Below are 14,260 nucleotides of genomic sequence, written 5' to 3'. Positions count from 1 at the left end.
CGGACGCAGCGTGCTCCCGTCGGCGCCCGGAACACGAGAAACTTGGTCGATGAGCGACACGACACCGGAGGCACCGCGCCCCATCGTGTCCGTCGCAGGCAACGACACCGACGCGGCGATCGGGGACCTGGCGGGCATGTACGCAGGCCGTGCCTGGCACTCGGGACGCATCGACGACGACTACTGGTACCGGTACGTCGCCCTCGGCGACGACCGCATGAGCATCCGACGCTCCCAGATGCACGGCTCCCTCCGCGGCGACGTCGCCGTCGAGGGCGAGGTCGTCGTCCAGTGGATCGACGCCGGCAGCGCGACGGTCGACGTCGGCCGCGACGAGGTCCGCATGGAGCTCGGCGTCCCCACGCTCTTCCCCATCGAGCAGCGCTTCGAGATGGACTACCGCGACTGGGACCAGCGCCTGGTGCACCTGGACCGCGACCTGGTGCTCGACGTCGCGTCCGAGCGGTACCTGGTGGACGGCACGGTCGCCTTCGACCGCTCCACGCCCCCCACCGGTGCGTCGATCGTGCGCTGGCGGCAGGCGGTCGCGTCCTCGGTACGGGCCCTCCGCACCGACGGGGTCGAGTCGCTCGCCTGGGACGAGGCGCAGCGCGACGTGGCGCGGGCCCTCCTCGACCTGTACCGGTTCCGTGCCGAGGCGGCCCCGTCCGGCTGGGGCGAGCACCGGCACGCCCGCATCCGCGCCGCCGTCGAGCACATCCACGCGCACGCGCACGAGCCGCTGACGGTGTCGGACATCGCCCGGGCGGCCGACCTCAGTGTCCGCGGGCTGCAGGAGGCGTTCCAGCGCGCCCTCGAGCGGTCGCCGATGCAGTACCTCCGCGAGGTCCGCCTCCGCCGGTCGCACGAGGACCTGCAGCGCGCCGTGCCCGGCCAGGCCTCGGTCGCCGAGGTCGCCGCGCGGTGGGGCTTCACCCACATGGGACGGTTCTCCGGCGAGTACCTGCACCGGTTCGGCGAGTACCCGAAGCAGACGCTCCGCCGCTAGCCGATCTCGTCGCCCGACGGCAGGGCGTCGCACCAGTCGACCGACCCGGCGTCGATGCTCGCCTCGAGCGCGCCGGACGACGCGTCGACGATGCTCACGAGCTCGTCGGTGGCCGACTTCGTCGCCACCGCGACGAACTGGCCGTTCGGGGACGGACAGACCGCGGTGACGCTCGCGTCGTCCGGGACGGTCACCGGCAGCCGGGAGGCGCGGCTCCCGTCCACGCGCACGATCCGCGCCGCGATGGTGCCGTCCGACCGCACGTCGCCCACCACGCGCAGGTAGCTGTCGTCGGTCAGCTGCGCGATGCGCCCGAGGTAGGGGGCGTCGGTGCTGCCGGCCCGCGCCTGCAACGGCGTGCGCTCGCCGTCCGTGAGGTCGAGCCGCACGATGCCCGTCCCGGTCTCGACGACGGCCGTGGTGCCGGTCCCGACGAACCCGTGCAGGTACGTCGCGCTGCCGAGGCGGACCGCATCGGTGCGGCCGCTCGTGTCGACGAGCACGAGGTCGTCACCGCCGGTGCGGACGAGGGCGCTCTCGGTGCGGGGCACGTAGGCCCACTGCCCCACGGTCATCGGGGTCGCCCCGGTCACGGGCTTTCCCGCGGCATCGATCGCCGTCGGCAGGTGCGTTCCGGTCATGTCGACCACGTACAGGCCGACGTTCCGGGACTGTCCGGTCGAGGTGTCGGCGTACTCGAAGCCGAAGGAGGCGCCGTCGTCCGCCGCGTGCAGCGCCGTCACGCGCCCCTCCCGCGTCGGCAGGGTCAGGTGCTCGACGGGCGTGCCCTCGTCCTGCACCCCGCCGACGAGCGGCACGATGTCCACCGAGGAGCCGGCGTCCGTCCCGCTCACGACGACGAGCGACCGTCCGAGGCGGGCGTACTCGGAGATCCCCGGCGCCTCGTACACGGTGGTCGCGCCCCCGCGGTCGAGGGACCGGCGGACGATGCGGTCCTTCCCCCCGTCGGCAGCTGGGACGAGTGCGAGCACATCGGTGCTGCCGGTCCGGATCGTCGTGGAGAGGTCGGCGGTGGCCCGCTGGCCGGGCGCACGGACGCCGGACACCGTGACCGTGTAGTCGCGGTCGTACGCCAGCGGCCCGGCGAACTCGACGGCGATCGTGTTGCCGCTCGACGTCACGGTGTGGGCGGCGGCCGGGCTGACCCGGACGTCGGCGGCGGTCACGGCCTGCAGGGCCTGGTTCGCAGTGAGGATCACCCGCTGGGCGGGACGCGAGACCAGTCCGGCGGCGTCGTACGACACGTCGCGCAGCCGGGGGCCCTGCTGCGAGCCGACCACCGCGGCGAGCGCGCCGACCACGACGAGGACCGTGATCGTCGCGACGAGCCGGCGGCGGAAGCGGTTCCGGGGGCGTGCCCGCAGCGTCGGCTCCGAGCCCCTGCCCGCGGGCCGGTCGGTGTCAGTACTCATACGGGTCGCTCGGCTGGTCGATGCGCTCGACGCTCGCGGCCCGGATCACGATCCGCGCGCTGGCCGACTGGTCCGGGTTCGCGGCGAGCTTGCCGCGGACGGTGACCCACTGGTCCGCGTCGGGCACGGCGCCGTCGGTCCGGACCACGAGTCCCACCGGCTGGGCGTCGACGGCGCAGCAGCTGATCACGAACCGGGTGAGGGTGAAGGACCCGTCGGCGCCGGGCACCACGAAGCCGGACAGCCGCACGTCCTTGCCCACCAGCGACGACGTGTCCGTGGTCTGCCGGATCAGGGCCGCCCAGTCCTTGACGCCGTACTCCGACGTGTCGACCGACGTCGAGCCGAGCAGGGACACCGCCGCCTCCGATCCCGTGGCGTTCGAGAGGGTCGCCGAGTCCACGCTCCGCTGCTGCGCGGTGCGGGCGGACAGCGTCGTCGGGGGCAGGACGAGCATCGCGGCGGTGACGCCGATCGTGACGAGCGCGGCCGCCCCGGCGAGCACGGTGCGGACGCCGCGGGCGGGTCCTGCAGCCCGGCGGCCGTGGTCGTGGTCGGCTGCGTCGTCGTGCCCGTGCGCGGTTGCCCGCGCCTGCGGCTCGTGCTCGTCGTCGTGCGCGTGCGCCGTGGCCCTCGCGTGCGGCTCGTGCTCGTCGTCGTGCGCGTGCCCGTGACCGCGGGCCACGACGACCAGGCCGGCCACGGACGCCGGCACCGCGACCGCCGCCAGGACGACGGTGAAGACGGCGTACCGCGGGTTGATGTACAGGTCGAGGTGCCCGGCGAGGGCGAGCCACAGCGTGCAGAGCGCCACCGCGAGCACCGACCCGAGACCGAGGTACGACGGGGCCTTCTCAGACCAGGACATTCATCACCAACCCGACGGTTCCGGCGAACAGGACGCAGACGACGGCGAGCAGCACCAGGAAGCGTGCGCGGAACGTCGTCCGGAGCAGGGCGATCATCTTGACGTCGATGATCGGACCGATGATCAGGAAGGCGGTGATGGAGCCGGGCAGGAACGTCGAGGCGAAGGACAACGCGAAGAAGGCGTCCACGTTCGAGCACAGCGACACCGTCATCGCCAGGAGCATCATCGCGGCGACCGACAGCACCGGGTTCGCGCCGATCGCCACGAGCGTCGACCGGGGCACGGCGACCTGGATCGCCGCGGCCAGCCCGGCACCGACGAACAGCGCGGGCATCATCGTCGCGGTCTCGCCGCCGAACTGGGCGGCGCTGTCCCGCCAGCGGTTGCGGCTGCGCGGCGCACCGACCGCCGTCCGGCAACGGGCCTCGAAGGCCGGCAGCAGCAGGTCGGTGGGCCGGCGGTGCGCCGCGACGATCCAGCCGACGAGGTTCGCGACGACGAACCCACCCACGATGCGCACCGGGAGGACCCAGCCCGACCAGCCGAACGCCTGCGCGGTGCTGATGATGACGAGCGGGTTGAGGATCGGTGCGGCGACCAGGAACGTGACGGCCTCGGCGGGTGTGAAGCCACGCAGCATGAGCCCCCGCGCGAGCGGCACGTTCCCGCACTCGCAGACCGGGAAGAGCATGCCGATGAGCGAGATCACGGCGCGGCGCGGGATCGGGCGCTGCGGCAGGACCTTCTCGAGCACGCCGACCGGCACCCAGACCTCGACGACGATCGACAGCACGATGCCGAGCACCACGAAGGGCAGGGACTCGACCACGACGCTGATCGCCAGCGTGAGGAAGTCCTGCACCACGTCCGGCAGGCCGGCGGAACCGACGGCCGGCGTCGCGAGCCGCACGCCGAGCAGGACGACGACGGCGAGCAGCACGAGGCCCGGGCCGGTGAGGGCCCGGCTGCGCTGCTGCGGCGGCGTGGTGGTGCGCGTCGTCACCGGGACAGGATAGGCGACGGTCGCTGCGGAACCGGGTCGGCGCCGCGCAGGGGCCGGGGTGCGGCGGCGCGTGAGCCGGGGGGCGGCGCGCGTGAGCCGGTCGGCCGGACTCGGCCCGCTCCGGCACGACCTCGTCCGTTCCGGCGCGACACGGTCGGCCGTCGCACCTCAGGGCGTGACGAGACCGCCCAGGTGCCGGTCCAGCACGTCGATCGCCCAGTCGCCGGACTCCCCCGGCGCGAGTCGCACGACCTGCATCGCCAGGCCGTCGAGGAGCGCGTGCAGGCGACAGGCTTCGTAGTCGAGGTCGGCCGTCGGTACGCCGAGCAGCCCGAGGGCCTCCTCGCACCAGGCGCGCACCTCGAGGACGACCCGGTCGAGCGCCGGCCGGAGCTCGGCGTCGGTGAGGGCGGCGTTGCCGAGCGCGAGGTAGACGTCGAGCTCCGTGACGCGCTCCTCGTCCAGGGGCAGCAGTTCGAGGACGATCCGGTGCGCCCGCTCCCGGTCCGCCAGGTCGGCGGGCAGGGCGTCGATGCGGTCGCGCATCCGGTCGAACACGAGCGTGATCGTGTGCTCCCGCATGCTCGCCTGCGTCGGGAAGACGTAGCGGACCGTGCTCGGGGGCAGCCCGGCCTCGGCCGAGACGTTGCGCACGCTCAGGGCGCCGAGCCCGTCCTGGGCCAGGACCCGGCACGCCGCCTCGGACACGGCCAGGCGCCGGTCCGCGAGGTCGATGGTCCTGGTCACGACCTCATACTCGCACGGCCGTACGACTCCGTGCTACGGTCGGGACGTTGTCGCACAGTCGTGCGAGACATCGGACTCATCGGAGGGACCGCACCATGGCATGGATCGTCCTCGTCCTGTCCGGCGTGCTCGAGGCCGTGTGGGCCACCGCACTGAGCGCGTCGAACGGCTTCAAGAAGGTCGTGCCGACGATCGTGTTCGTCGCCGGCATGGCACTGAGCATGGTCGGACTCGCGTTCGCCATGAAGGAGATCCCGGTCGGCACGGCCTACGCGGTCTGGGTCGGCATCGGCGCCTCGCTGACGGTGGTCGTCGCGGTCCTCCGGAAGCAGGAGGCGGCGTCCGTCGCCCGCATCGCGCTCGTGCTCGGGCTCGTCGCCTGCGTCGTCGGCCTCAAGGTGGTGAGCTGACGTGGCGTGGGTCGTCCTGTTCGTCAGTGCCGCCCTCGAGACCGTCTGGGCGACGGCACTCGGCGAGAGCGACGGGTTCACCGTCCTCGGGCCGACCGTCGTCTTCGCGGTCACCATCGCCGTGAGCCTCGTCGCGTTCGGCTACGTCCTCAAGCGGATCCCGATCAGCACCGCGTACGCGGTCTGGACGGGGACCGGCGCGGCGCTCACCGTCCTGTGGGGCATGGCCACCGGTGCCGAACCGGTCACCTTCCTCCGCCTGCTGTTCATCGCGGGCATCGTCGGTTGCGTGGTCGGCCTGAAGCTCGTCCCCGCGCGTCCTGCCGGTACCGCGCAGGACGCGGACTGAGCGACGGACGGGCCGTCCGTGCGGACGGCCCGTCCCACGGGACCCGCGCCGGGACGGACGGGAGGCGCGGTGCGGGCCCGCACCGCGCCTCCCGTCCGCCGTCGAGTCGCGCCTCAGACCGAGGCGCCCGTCCACTCGTCCTCGGCGGCGACGTGGTCGCTGCCGACCGTGCCGGCGGCCAGCGCCGCGGCGGCGCGCTCCGCGTGGCTCGGCGGGTTCGCCGGCACGTGCGCCGGGCGGCCTTCCTCGTTGATGCGTCGGAGCTCGGGGACGATGTCCTCGGCGAGGATGTCGATCTGCTCGAGCACCGTCTTCAGCGGCAGGCCCGCGTGGTCGATCAGGAACAGCTGGCGCTGGTAGTGCCCGACGTGGTCCTTCATCGCGGCGTACCGGTCGATCACCTGCTGCGGCGAGCCGACGGTCAGCGGGGTCTGGGCACTGAAGTCCTCCATGGAAGGGCCGTGACCGTAGACCGGCGCGTTGTCGAAGTACGGTCGGAACTCGTCGACGGCGTCCTGCGAGTTCTTCCGCGCGAAGAACTGCCCGCCGAGCCCGACGACAGCCTGGTCGGCGGTGCCGTGGCCGTAGTGCTCGAAGCGCTGGCGGTACAGGCCGACCATCTGCTCGGTGTGCTGGATCGGCCAGAAGATGTTGTTGTGGAAGAAGCCGTCCCCGTAGTACGCGGCCTGCTCGGCGATCTCCGGCGTGCGGATCGAGCCGTGCCAGACGAAGGGCGCGACGCCGTCGAGCGGCCGCGGGGTCGAGGTGAAGCCCTGCAGCGGCGTGCGGAACTTGCCCTGCCAGTTGACGACGTCGTTCTCCCACAGCTGGCGCACGAGTGCGTAGTTCTCGATCGCGAGGTTGACGCCCTGGCGGATGTCCTGGCCGAACCACGGGTAGACGGGGCCGGTGTTGCCGCGGCCCATCATGAGGTCCATGCGACCGTCGGAGATGACCTGGAGCATCGCGTACTCCTCGGCGATCCGGACCGGGTCGTTCGTCGTGATGAGGGTCGTCGACGTGGACAGCGTGATGTCCTTCGTCCTCGCTGCGAGGTACGCGAGCATCGTCGTCGGCGAGGACGCCACGAACGGCGGGTTGTGGTGCTCACCGGTCGCGAAGACGTCGAGCCCGACCTGGTCGGCGTGTTCGGCGATCGTCAGGATGTCCCGGACCCGCTGGGTGTCGTCGGGCGTGGTGCCGGTGGTGGGGTCGGTCGTGACGTCACTGACCGTGAAGATGCCGAACTGCATGATGCGCCGCCTTCCGCGGATTGCTCCGAGTGCGATTTCGATGCGTTTGCATCGACTTGCTCGGTACAACGTAGCGCAGGCCGGGGCATTCCCGCCACCCACCTCACCGTTCGGTGGGGACCGCCTCGGCACCGGTCCGCGGTGCACGGTGCATGTCGTCCGCGAGCCAGACGATCGTCACGACCGCCAGCACACTCGCGCTCGACGCCATCCGACCGGCCACGAGGATCGCACCGTGGTCGTGCGTGCCGCCGGCGATCCCGACGACCAGGGCCGCGACCCCGACCAGGAAGGTGGTGCCGGTGGCGATCAGCAGCAGCGCCGTCACCAGCCGCCGGGGCCACCGGGAGCCGTCCCGGTCGCCGCGCTGCCCACGGTCGACCAAGGGCCCGACGGCGCGGACGACACCGAGCCAGAAGAGCGCGATCGCCGAGGCGCCGACGATGTCGCTCACCCGGTGCCAGCCGTAGACCACGGTCTGGTTCGCGACGAACACCGCGTACCCCGTCCCGAGGAGCACCACGACCGGCCGGAACCGCCTCGGGGTGACCATGAGCACGGCGAACAGCGCCGCGAGCGCGATCGTCGCGTGCCCCGAGGGGAACGAGTTCGGCGTCGTCGACTGAGCGATCTCCGGGCGCTCGGCGATACGCTTGACCAGCGTCGACGTGGCCGCCGACGCGAGCACCACGACACCCGCTCCGAGCCCCACCGCGAGCCGGCGCCGAGCGAACGCGACGGCGGCGATCACGACGACGAGCAACAGGATCACCGGCACCGAGATGACGTTGAGCGCAGTGTCCGACCCGAACAGGTCGGATTCGCGGACCCCGCCGAGCGCGGCGTCCTCGACCCGCTGCCCCATCGGCGTCAGCACCGCCGCCGCGTAGACGAGAGGCACGATGACGAACCCCAGAGCAGCCAAGAACCCCCAGCGCGCCCTGCGTGAGACACGCGGTCGACGCGACTCCGGTGCGGTGCGATCGGGCGTTCGGGTCACCGGGCTGGTCCTCCTCGGAGTGCTGGTCGTCGGTCTCGTCACGGCACTCGTGGCGCGCGTGCGATTCGGAGGGTCGGGGTCGGACACGATACCGTTGGACCGCCGGTCGGAGGCTGGGAACCGCGGGTCAGCGAACTCCGGATCCGTCGCGTCGTCGAGCGGCTCCGCGCGGGTGAACGCACCGGCGCAGATCGCCGGACCGACGTACCCCGCGTCGGCTGCGTACGAGGAGGAGACCGTAGTGGCAGTCAAGGAACCGAGCATCACCGCTTCCCCGAACCGTGGTCTCGCACTGACCGTGGGCGCCGTCCTCTCCCTGTGGGGCATCCTCGGGTTCTTCTTCGCCGCCGACGGCGACCCCGGCTTCTTCAGCCGCAAGGGCGGCATGCTCTGGAACGCGTTCGGCGTGAACCCGCCGCTGGCGCTCATCTGGGTGATGCTCGCCGCCGTCCTGCTCATCATGGGCCTCGGCACCACGATCGGCTCGCGCAACGGCAACGTCCTGGTCGGAGCGGTCCTCGTGGTCCTGGCCCTGTACGGGTTCGTACTCGGCAACACGTCGGCGAACATCCTCGCGCTCAACACGACCGACAACGTGTTCCACGCGATCGTCGGCGTCATCCTGCTCCTCACCGCGTTCGGTGCGGACAAGCAGAACATCCGCGCGCTGCGCGCCGAGGCCGCTCGGGTCTGACCCGCGCTCCGTGCCTCCGACGCCCCGTCGGCCCTCGTGGCCGGCGGGGCGTCGTCGTGGGGCTGGGGGTCGGCGTCGGAGGCTGCTGGCCGGCGTCAGCGGACTCTGACCGGCTACTCGGCGTCGGCGGCTGGCTGGGGCTGGCCCGGGCCGGCTACTCGGCGTCGGCGGCCGGCTCCGGCGCTGCCTCGAGCTCGGTGGCGACGATGCGAGGAGCCTCGGACATGAACCGCCGCACGTCGAGGTCCACGATGATGTCCTGCGGCCGGAGCGGGCGCGTCAGGTACAGCCCCTCGAGCGACGTCAGCCGCGACAGCGCGACGTACGTCTGGCCGGCGCTGAAGACCCGGTTGCCGAGGTCCACCACCGCACGGTCGTAGGTGCTGCCCTGCGACTTGTGGATCGTCACCGCCCAGGCCAGCCGGAGGGGGAACTGCTGGAACTCCCCCACGGTGTCCTTCTTGAGTTCCTTCTTGTCCGGGTCGTAGGAGTACTTGAACTTCTCCCACACGGACGGCTGGACCTCGAAGGACTCGCCGTCGACGTCGACCCAGACGGTGTCGCGGATGGTCTGCACGATCCCGAGGGTGCCGTTGACCCAGCGCTGGTCCGGGTCGTTGCGCAGGAACATCACGTGGGCGCCGGGCTTGAGTTCGAGGGCCTCGTCGGCGGGGAAGTTCCGTCCGCCGAAGTCTCCGTTGACGTCCGCCCGCGCCGTCTTCACCCGGCCGGGCAACCGGTCGAGCGCTGCCTTGTTGATCCGTGCGACGGTGTCGTTCCGGGTCGCCAGGGTGATCGCGTCGTCCGGGGCGGGTCGCGCCCCTGCCGCGTTCAGCTGTTCGGCGACGTCGGCGGTCACACGCCCGTGCCGCACCGCCGTGAGCATGGCCGCGAAGGCGTCGTCGCGCTGCCGGTGGACCGTGGCCAGCTCGATGATGTGCAGCTCGGCCTCGAGCCAGACCTTCGCGTCGAAGAACCACATCGAGCGGTAGTGGTCGGTGAAGTACGCGCGCTCGTCGCCGTCGCCCGGCACCGGGGGCAGCTGGTAGGGGTCGCCGAACATGACGACCTGCACCCCACCGAACGCCTCGAACTGGCGCCCACGGGCCTTGCGGAGCGAGCGGTCCATCGCGTCGAGCAGGTCGGCGTTCACCATCGAGACCTCGTCGATCACGAGGGTGTCGATCGTGTTGAGCAGCTTGCGGGTGTCCGGCCCCTGCCGCAGCTCGGCGTCGGCGATGAGCCCGATGGGCAGCCGGAACAGCGAGTGGATCGTCTGGCCGCCGACGTTGAGCGCGGCGACGCCGGTGGGCGCGCAGATCACGACCTGCTTCTCGGTGTTCCACGACAGGTGGTTGAGGAGGGTGGACTTGCCGGTCCCCGCGCGTCCGGTGATGAAGACGTGGTCACGGGTGTGCTCGATGTACTCGAAGACCGCGCGCTGCTCGGCGCTCAGCTCGATGCTCATCGCGTTTCCGTCCCGGGAGCGCCACGCACGGCACCGCCGCGGCCGTCGAGGTCCGACTCGGCGTCGAGGTCGGGCTCGGCGTCGAAGTCGGGCTCGGCGTCGAAGTCGGGCTCGTCGTCGGGGTCGGGCTCGTCGTCGAAGTCGGGCTCGTCAGCCGCGGGTGCCGTCGCACCCCGTCCCGCACGCCGCACCCCGGTGTGCGCGGGTGCGGTGTCCGCAGCGGGGTGCGACGCCTCGGGCGATGCCGCCACAGCACCGGCACCGGCACCGTCGGCGTCGGCGTCGGCGTCGTCGCGCCGGAGTCGGACCAGGACCACCACGACGACGGTGAGGAGCACGACCGCCCCCGCCACCACGAGCAGCACGCCGGCGTGCGCCTGGTCGACGAGCGGGTCGGGCCCCCAGGTCCGCCCCATCGCGCCGAACCACGACGCCTGCAGCAGTCCGAGCGGCCCCCGCATCGCGACGCCGAGCGAGACGAGGCCGCCGGCGACGACGACCGCTCCGACGATCCGCACCGCAGCAGCGGCGACGGACGCGCGACGAGCACCGGCCGCGACCGGCGTGAGGAGCGTCGGGACGGCGAGCAGCCCGACGAGGAGGAACACCACGTCGATGACGGTGCGGCCGGTCGGGTCGCTCACCGACCAGCGGACGGCCTCGGTCGCGAAGAACGCCCACCACACGCCCCCGAGGAGCACGACGGACGGGAACGGCTGGACGAGGTAGCGCACGGTCGCGTTGTCGACGAGGACGCCGGTCCACTCGCGTACCCCGGTGCTGTCGTCGTCGCGCGGGTGGACCGCGGCGCGGACGAGCCGCACGGGCGCCGCCGCCCAGGCGAGCGCGGGCACGACGAGCCCGAGCACGAGGTGCGCCCCGACGTTGGCCGAGACCAGGGTGCGGTCGTACACGTGCAGGGCCCCGGAGGTCGCGACCACGAGGGACACCAGCGCGATGCCGGCGGCGACCGAGCGGCCGACGGGCCACCGCACGCCACGGCGACGCAGGCGGACGACACCGGCGGCGTAGGTGACGGCGAGCAGCACGGCCGCCATCAGCCAGAACAGGTCGATGTTCCACGCCGTCGCCCATCCCCAGGCGCCCGGGGCGTGCGGCAGGGCGTCGTCGGTCAGGAGTTCGGCCGGCGAGGGGTCGGTGGTCTTGCTCAGCGCGATCTGGTCGGTCGGGGTCGCCGTGCGCCCCAGCGCCGCAGCGAAGCCGCTCGCCACGCCCATCACGGCGAGCTCGGTGACGACGAGGGTCCAGAACGGTCCCTGACGGGCCGGGGTCTCCGTGAGGGTGCGGATGGTGCGTCGACGCTGCACGGCGCCGAGGACGCCGATCAGGACGATCGCGCCGATCTTCACGAGCACCAGCACGCCGTACGGGGTGAGGAGGTTCGCGAGGGCGCCGACGCGGATCTGGGCGGTCGCGACGCCGGACACGGAGACCAGTACGAAGCAGCCGAGCGCCACGCTCGAGTACCGCCCCACGACCGCGGCGAGCCGCACGCCGCCGAGCACGGGTCGCAGCAGCACCAGCATCACCAGTCCGCCGACCCACAGTGCGGCGCCGACCAGGTGCAGACCGAGTGCGGTGACCGCGGCGTCGTGGCTGGCCGTCCCTGCCGCGTGCCCCTGCTGGGCGAGCGGGACGAGGCCGATCATCGACACGCCGGCCGTCAGCGCGACCATGCCCCGGGCCCGCACCGCGAAGCAGAGCACGGTGACGACCGCGGCGACGAGCACGGTCACCAACCAGGCGAGACCGAGGTCCGTGCCGGTGAGGAAGACGCCCATCGACTGGCCGAACTGGTCGTCGAGGCTGATCTTCGACCCGGCGACGCTGAGGAACGTGAAGAACGTGGCGACCGCGGACGCGACCGTCCAGACGCCGGCCGCACCCGCGGCGATGTCGATCGCACGGTTCCACTCGGGCGCGGAGCGGGAGAGCCCGACCGTCACGAGGGCCAGACCGCCGATGGTGGCGGCGGCCGCCAGGTCCACGACGAGGCGGGCGATGGGGAGCCCGAAGCGGACGAGCACGCCGGGGTCGGCGATGAGTGCCTGGTCCGCGCCGCCGCCGATCACGAGCGCGACGAGGAGGGACACGAACCCGACGAGCAGCAGCACGGCGGGGCCGGCGATGCGCGCGATCCGATCCACCCGGCAAGCCTAGGCGCTGCCCCACCCGGGCACGGAATCCGCCGGGGCCGCCTGTGGGCGCCGAGCCGCGCCTCCAGGCTGTGGAGGGACCACGACCGGACGCGGGCCGGCATTGGCCCGACCCCGGGAACGACGGAAGGGACGGCCGGAGCCGTCCCTTGCGTCGCGCGGAAGCGGTCTTACTTGACGGCTGCCTTGAGCTTCGAGCCGGCGCTGACCTTGACCGAGTCGCTCGCGGCGATCTCGATGGCCTCGCCCGTCTGCGGGTTGCGACCGGTGCGCGCGGCACGGTGGGTCTTCTCGAAGGCGATCCAGCCGGGGATCGTGACCTTGGTGCCGTCGGAGACGGAGCTCGAGACGACGGAGAAGAGCGCGTCGACGACGCCGTTGACGGTGGCCTGGCTCTGGCCGGACTCAGCGGCGACGGCAGCGACGAGCTCGGTGCGGTTCAGGGACTTGTCAGCCATGGATGTCCTCCTCGGACTTCTTGCAGTATCGGTCGGACGACTTCTCGCCCGGCGCCCGGAGCGGGTGCCCCGTGCCTCGGTGCCGATGGGCGCGAACCCTGGCGGAACCGGAGTCGAACGTACCAGCCGCTCGGGGCGAAACCTGCCGACTCGCCCGGATTTCCGGGGTTGTCGGGACACCAGCGGGGCAGATGTGGCCGATGTGACGAAGATGTCCCCCGAAAGCGATCGGCCGGACGCGGCCCGCAGCGGGAACGGCGAACGCCCCGCCACCACTGGGGTGACGGGGCGTTCGGTGGTGCGGTGCTTACCAGGAGCTCTTCGTGATGCCTGGCAGCTCGCCACGGTGGGCCATGTCGCGGAAGCGGACACGGCTGATGCCGAACTCACCGAGGTGACCGCGGGGGCGGCCGTCGATGGCGTCGCGGTTGCGGTAGCGCACCGGCGACGCGTCGCGCGGGAGCTTCTGCAGACCGACGCGGGCGGCCTCACGGGACTCGTCGGTGCCGTTCGGGTCCACGAGGGCCTTCTTCAGCTCGAGACGACGCTCGGCGTAGCGCGCGATGATGACCGCACGCTGGTTGTTCTTCGCGATCTTGCTCTTCTTCGCCATGCTTAGCGCTCCTCACGGAAGTCGACGTGCTTGCGGATCACCGGGTCGTACTTCTTGAGCACGAGACGGTCCGGGTTGTTGCGACGGTTCTTCTTGGTCACGTAGGTGAACCCGGTGCCCGCCGTGGAGCGGAGCTTGATGATCGGACGAACGTCCTGACCCTTCTTGGCCATCAGATCTTCTCCCCACGGGCGAGGAGATCCTTGACCACGGACTCGATGCCGCGTGCGTCGATCACCTTGATGCCCTTCGCGCTGAGCGTGAGCGTGACGTTACGACGAAGCGAGGGCACGTAGTACGTCTTCTTCTGCACGTTCGGGTCGAAGCGACGCTTCGTCCGGCGGTGCGAGTGCGAGATGTTGTGTCCGAAGCCGGGGGTGGCTCCGGTCACCTGGCACACTGCTGCCATGGTTTCCTCCTGAGTACCGAGCGACCGGACGGCCGCTCCCAAGGTCACTTGCCTGGTGCACACGCGCAGGTCCGTCGGAACGGGTTGCGAGGGGGTTGTGCGCACCGCCCAGGCCCGCGGACCCTGTCGAAGGGACCGTGAGCACCGCGCGACCGCGGCGTTCGCGACGGTCGGAGGGCTTGGAACAACGGGTCCGCCGCGTGGACGCGGAGAACCAAGGGTCAACAGTACGCGATGACCGGGCGTGTCGCAAACCACGCTCGCCGGCTTGGAGGCGCGGCGCGGCTCGGACGTGCAGGCTCGCCCGAAGCCCACCGCCCACCGACCCCCGCCCCGCGGCCCGCGGCCCGCGGCGGTCTCCGACGC

At 72.0% G+C, this 14,260-nt stretch carries 16 protein-coding genes; 4 read left to right on the top strand and 12 right to left on the bottom strand.

Going from position 1 to position 14,260, the window contains the following annotated elements; genetic code table 11:
• Positions 1-49 precede the first annotated feature (49 nt).
• Positions 50-1,009, top strand: coding sequence for a helix-turn-helix transcriptional regulator (locus tag AAEP86_RS06165; RefSeq protein ID WP_420369660.1), 960 nt, complete (start codon positions 50-52; stop codon positions 1,007-1,009).
• Here AAEP86_RS06165 and AAEP86_RS06160 read toward each other — a convergent pair.
• From AAEP86_RS06160 to AAEP86_RS06145, 4 genes are all read right to left on the bottom strand, one after another.
• Positions 1,006-2,442, bottom strand: a complete 1,437-nt coding sequence (locus tag AAEP86_RS06160; RefSeq protein ID WP_420369659.1) for a hypothetical protein — start codon at positions 2,440-2,442, stop codon at positions 1,006-1,008. The genes AAEP86_RS06165 and AAEP86_RS06160 overlap by 4 nt on opposite strands.
• Positions 2,432-3,310 (bottom strand): TIGR03943 family putative permease subunit, encoded by an 879-nt coding sequence (locus tag AAEP86_RS06155; protein WP_420369658.1) that lies wholly within the window; start codon positions 3,308-3,310, stop codon positions 2,432-2,434. Before AAEP86_RS06155 ends, AAEP86_RS06160 begins: the two co-directional genes overlap by 11 nt.
• The gene (locus AAEP86_RS06150; protein WP_420369657.1) at positions 3,297-4,316 is read right to left on the bottom strand and encodes a permease; all 1,020 of its coding nucleotides are present in this window, start codon (positions 4,314-4,316) and stop codon (positions 3,297-3,299) included. Before AAEP86_RS06150 ends, AAEP86_RS06155 begins: the two co-directional genes overlap by 14 nt.
• Positions 4,317-4,484: 168 nt before the next feature.
• Positions 4,485-5,063: a TetR/AcrR family transcriptional regulator gene (locus AAEP86_RS06145; protein ID WP_420369656.1), complete on the bottom strand. Its 579-nt coding sequence runs from the start codon at positions 5,061-5,063 to the stop codon at positions 4,485-4,487.
• Positions 5,064-5,158: 95 nt separating this feature from the next.
• Between AAEP86_RS06145 and AAEP86_RS06140 the strand changes: the two genes are divergently transcribed.
• Complete coding sequence (locus tag AAEP86_RS06140) at positions 5,159-5,473, top strand: DMT family transporter (protein ID WP_420369655.1); 315 nt, start codon at positions 5,159-5,161, stop codon at positions 5,471-5,473.
• A gap of 1 nt (position 5,474) precedes the next feature.
• On the top strand, positions 5,475-5,822 hold the full coding sequence (locus AAEP86_RS06135; protein WP_420369654.1) for a DMT family transporter: 348 nt from the start codon (positions 5,475-5,477) through the stop codon (positions 5,820-5,822).
• A 113-nt stretch (positions 5,823-5,935) separates the two neighbouring features.
• Here the strand turns inward: AAEP86_RS06135 and AAEP86_RS06130 are convergent, their stop codons facing one another.
• Complete coding sequence (locus AAEP86_RS06130; RefSeq protein ID WP_420369653.1) at positions 5,936-7,075, bottom strand: CE1758 family FMN-dependent luciferase-like monooxygenase; 1,140 nt, start codon at positions 7,073-7,075, stop codon at positions 5,936-5,938.
• 103 nt (positions 7,076-7,178) lie between these two features.
• Entirely contained in the window at positions 7,179-7,976 is a 798-nt protein-coding gene (locus AAEP86_RS06125) for a phosphatase PAP2 family protein (protein ID WP_420369652.1), read from the bottom strand.
• Positions 7,977-8,316: 340 nt separating this feature from the next.
• Between AAEP86_RS06125 and AAEP86_RS06120 the strand changes: the two genes are divergently transcribed.
• Complete coding sequence (locus tag AAEP86_RS06120) at positions 8,317-8,769, top strand: DUF4383 domain-containing protein (protein ID WP_420369651.1); 453 nt, start codon at positions 8,317-8,319, stop codon at positions 8,767-8,769.
• 154 nt (positions 8,770-8,923) lie between these two features.
• Here AAEP86_RS06120 and AAEP86_RS06115 read toward each other — a convergent pair whose 3' ends face one another.
• The 6 genes from AAEP86_RS06115 to rpmB form a co-directional block, all read right to left on the bottom strand.
• Entirely contained in the window at positions 8,924-10,237 is a 1,314-nt protein-coding gene (locus AAEP86_RS06115; RefSeq protein WP_420369650.1) for an ATP-dependent DNA helicase, read from the bottom strand.
• Entirely contained in the window at positions 10,234-12,405 is a 2,172-nt protein-coding gene (locus AAEP86_RS06110) for a cytochrome c oxidase assembly protein (protein WP_420369649.1), read from the bottom strand. The genes AAEP86_RS06115 and AAEP86_RS06110 overlap by 4 nt, the downstream gene beginning before the upstream one ends.
• A gap of 179 nt (positions 12,406-12,584) precedes the next feature.
• Complete coding sequence (locus AAEP86_RS06105; RefSeq protein ID WP_420369648.1) at positions 12,585-12,872, bottom strand: HU family DNA-binding protein; 288 nt, start codon at positions 12,870-12,872, stop codon at positions 12,585-12,587.
• Between the two features lie 307 nt (positions 12,873-13,179).
• Positions 13,180-13,485 (bottom strand): 30S ribosomal protein S14, encoded by a 306-nt coding sequence (gene rpsN / locus AAEP86_RS06100; RefSeq protein WP_071293225.1) that lies wholly within the window; start codon positions 13,483-13,485, stop codon positions 13,180-13,182.
• Between the two features lie 2 nt (positions 13,486-13,487).
• The gene (gene rpmG, locus AAEP86_RS06095) at positions 13,488-13,658 is read right to left on the bottom strand and encodes a 50S ribosomal protein L33 (RefSeq protein WP_022908193.1); all 171 of its coding nucleotides are present in this window, start codon (positions 13,656-13,658) and stop codon (positions 13,488-13,490) included.
• Positions 13,658-13,894: a 50S ribosomal protein L28 gene (gene rpmB / locus AAEP86_RS06090; protein ID WP_022903747.1), complete on the bottom strand. Its 237-nt coding sequence runs from the start codon at positions 13,892-13,894 to the stop codon at positions 13,658-13,660. The genes rpmG and rpmB overlap by 1 nt, the downstream gene beginning before the upstream one ends.
• Positions 13,895-14,260: the final 366 nt, after the last annotated feature.

This window comes from Curtobacterium sp. L1-20, from assembly GCF_048755855.1.
Lineage (GTDB): Bacteria > Actinomycetota > Actinomycetes > Actinomycetales > Microbacteriaceae > Curtobacterium.
This window is presented reverse-complemented; position numbering and strand designations above follow the sequence as displayed.

Excerpts from the sequence above, each read along its gene's own strand:
- AAEP86_RS06155 (WP_420369658.1), bottom strand. The coding sequence starts at position 3,310 with ATGTCCTGGTCTGAGAAGGCCCCGTCGTACCTCGGTCTCGGGTCGGTG.
- AAEP86_RS06115 (WP_420369650.1), bottom strand. The coding sequence starts at position 10,237 with ATGAGCATCGAGCTGAGCGCCGAGCAGCGCGCGGTCTTCGAGTACATC.
- AAEP86_RS06165 (WP_420369660.1), top strand. The coding sequence starts at position 50 with ATGAGCGACACGACACCGGAGGCACCGCGCCCCATCGTGTCCGTCGCA.
- AAEP86_RS06105 (WP_420369648.1), bottom strand. The coding sequence starts at position 12,872 with ATGGCTGACAAGTCCCTGAACCGCACCGAGCTCGTCGCTGCCGTCGCC.
- rpsN (WP_071293225.1), bottom strand. The coding sequence starts at position 13,485 with ATGGCGAAGAAGAGCAAGATCGCGAAGAACAACCAGCGTGCGGTCATC.
- rpmB (WP_022903747.1), bottom strand. The coding sequence starts at position 13,894 with ATGGCAGCAGTGTGCCAGGTGACCGGAGCCACCCCCGGCTTCGGACAC.
- rpmG (WP_022908193.1), bottom strand. The coding sequence starts at position 13,658 with ATGGCCAAGAAGGGTCAGGACGTTCGTCCGATCATCAAGCTCCGCTCC.
- AAEP86_RS06160 (WP_420369659.1), bottom strand. The coding sequence starts at position 2,442 with ATGAGTACTGACACCGACCGGCCCGCGGGCAGGGGCTCGGAGCCGACG.
- AAEP86_RS06130 (WP_420369653.1), bottom strand. The coding sequence starts at position 7,075 with ATGCAGTTCGGCATCTTCACGGTCAGTGACGTCACGACCGACCCCACC.
- AAEP86_RS06140 (WP_420369655.1), top strand. The coding sequence starts at position 5,159 with ATGGCATGGATCGTCCTCGTCCTGTCCGGCGTGCTCGAGGCCGTGTGG.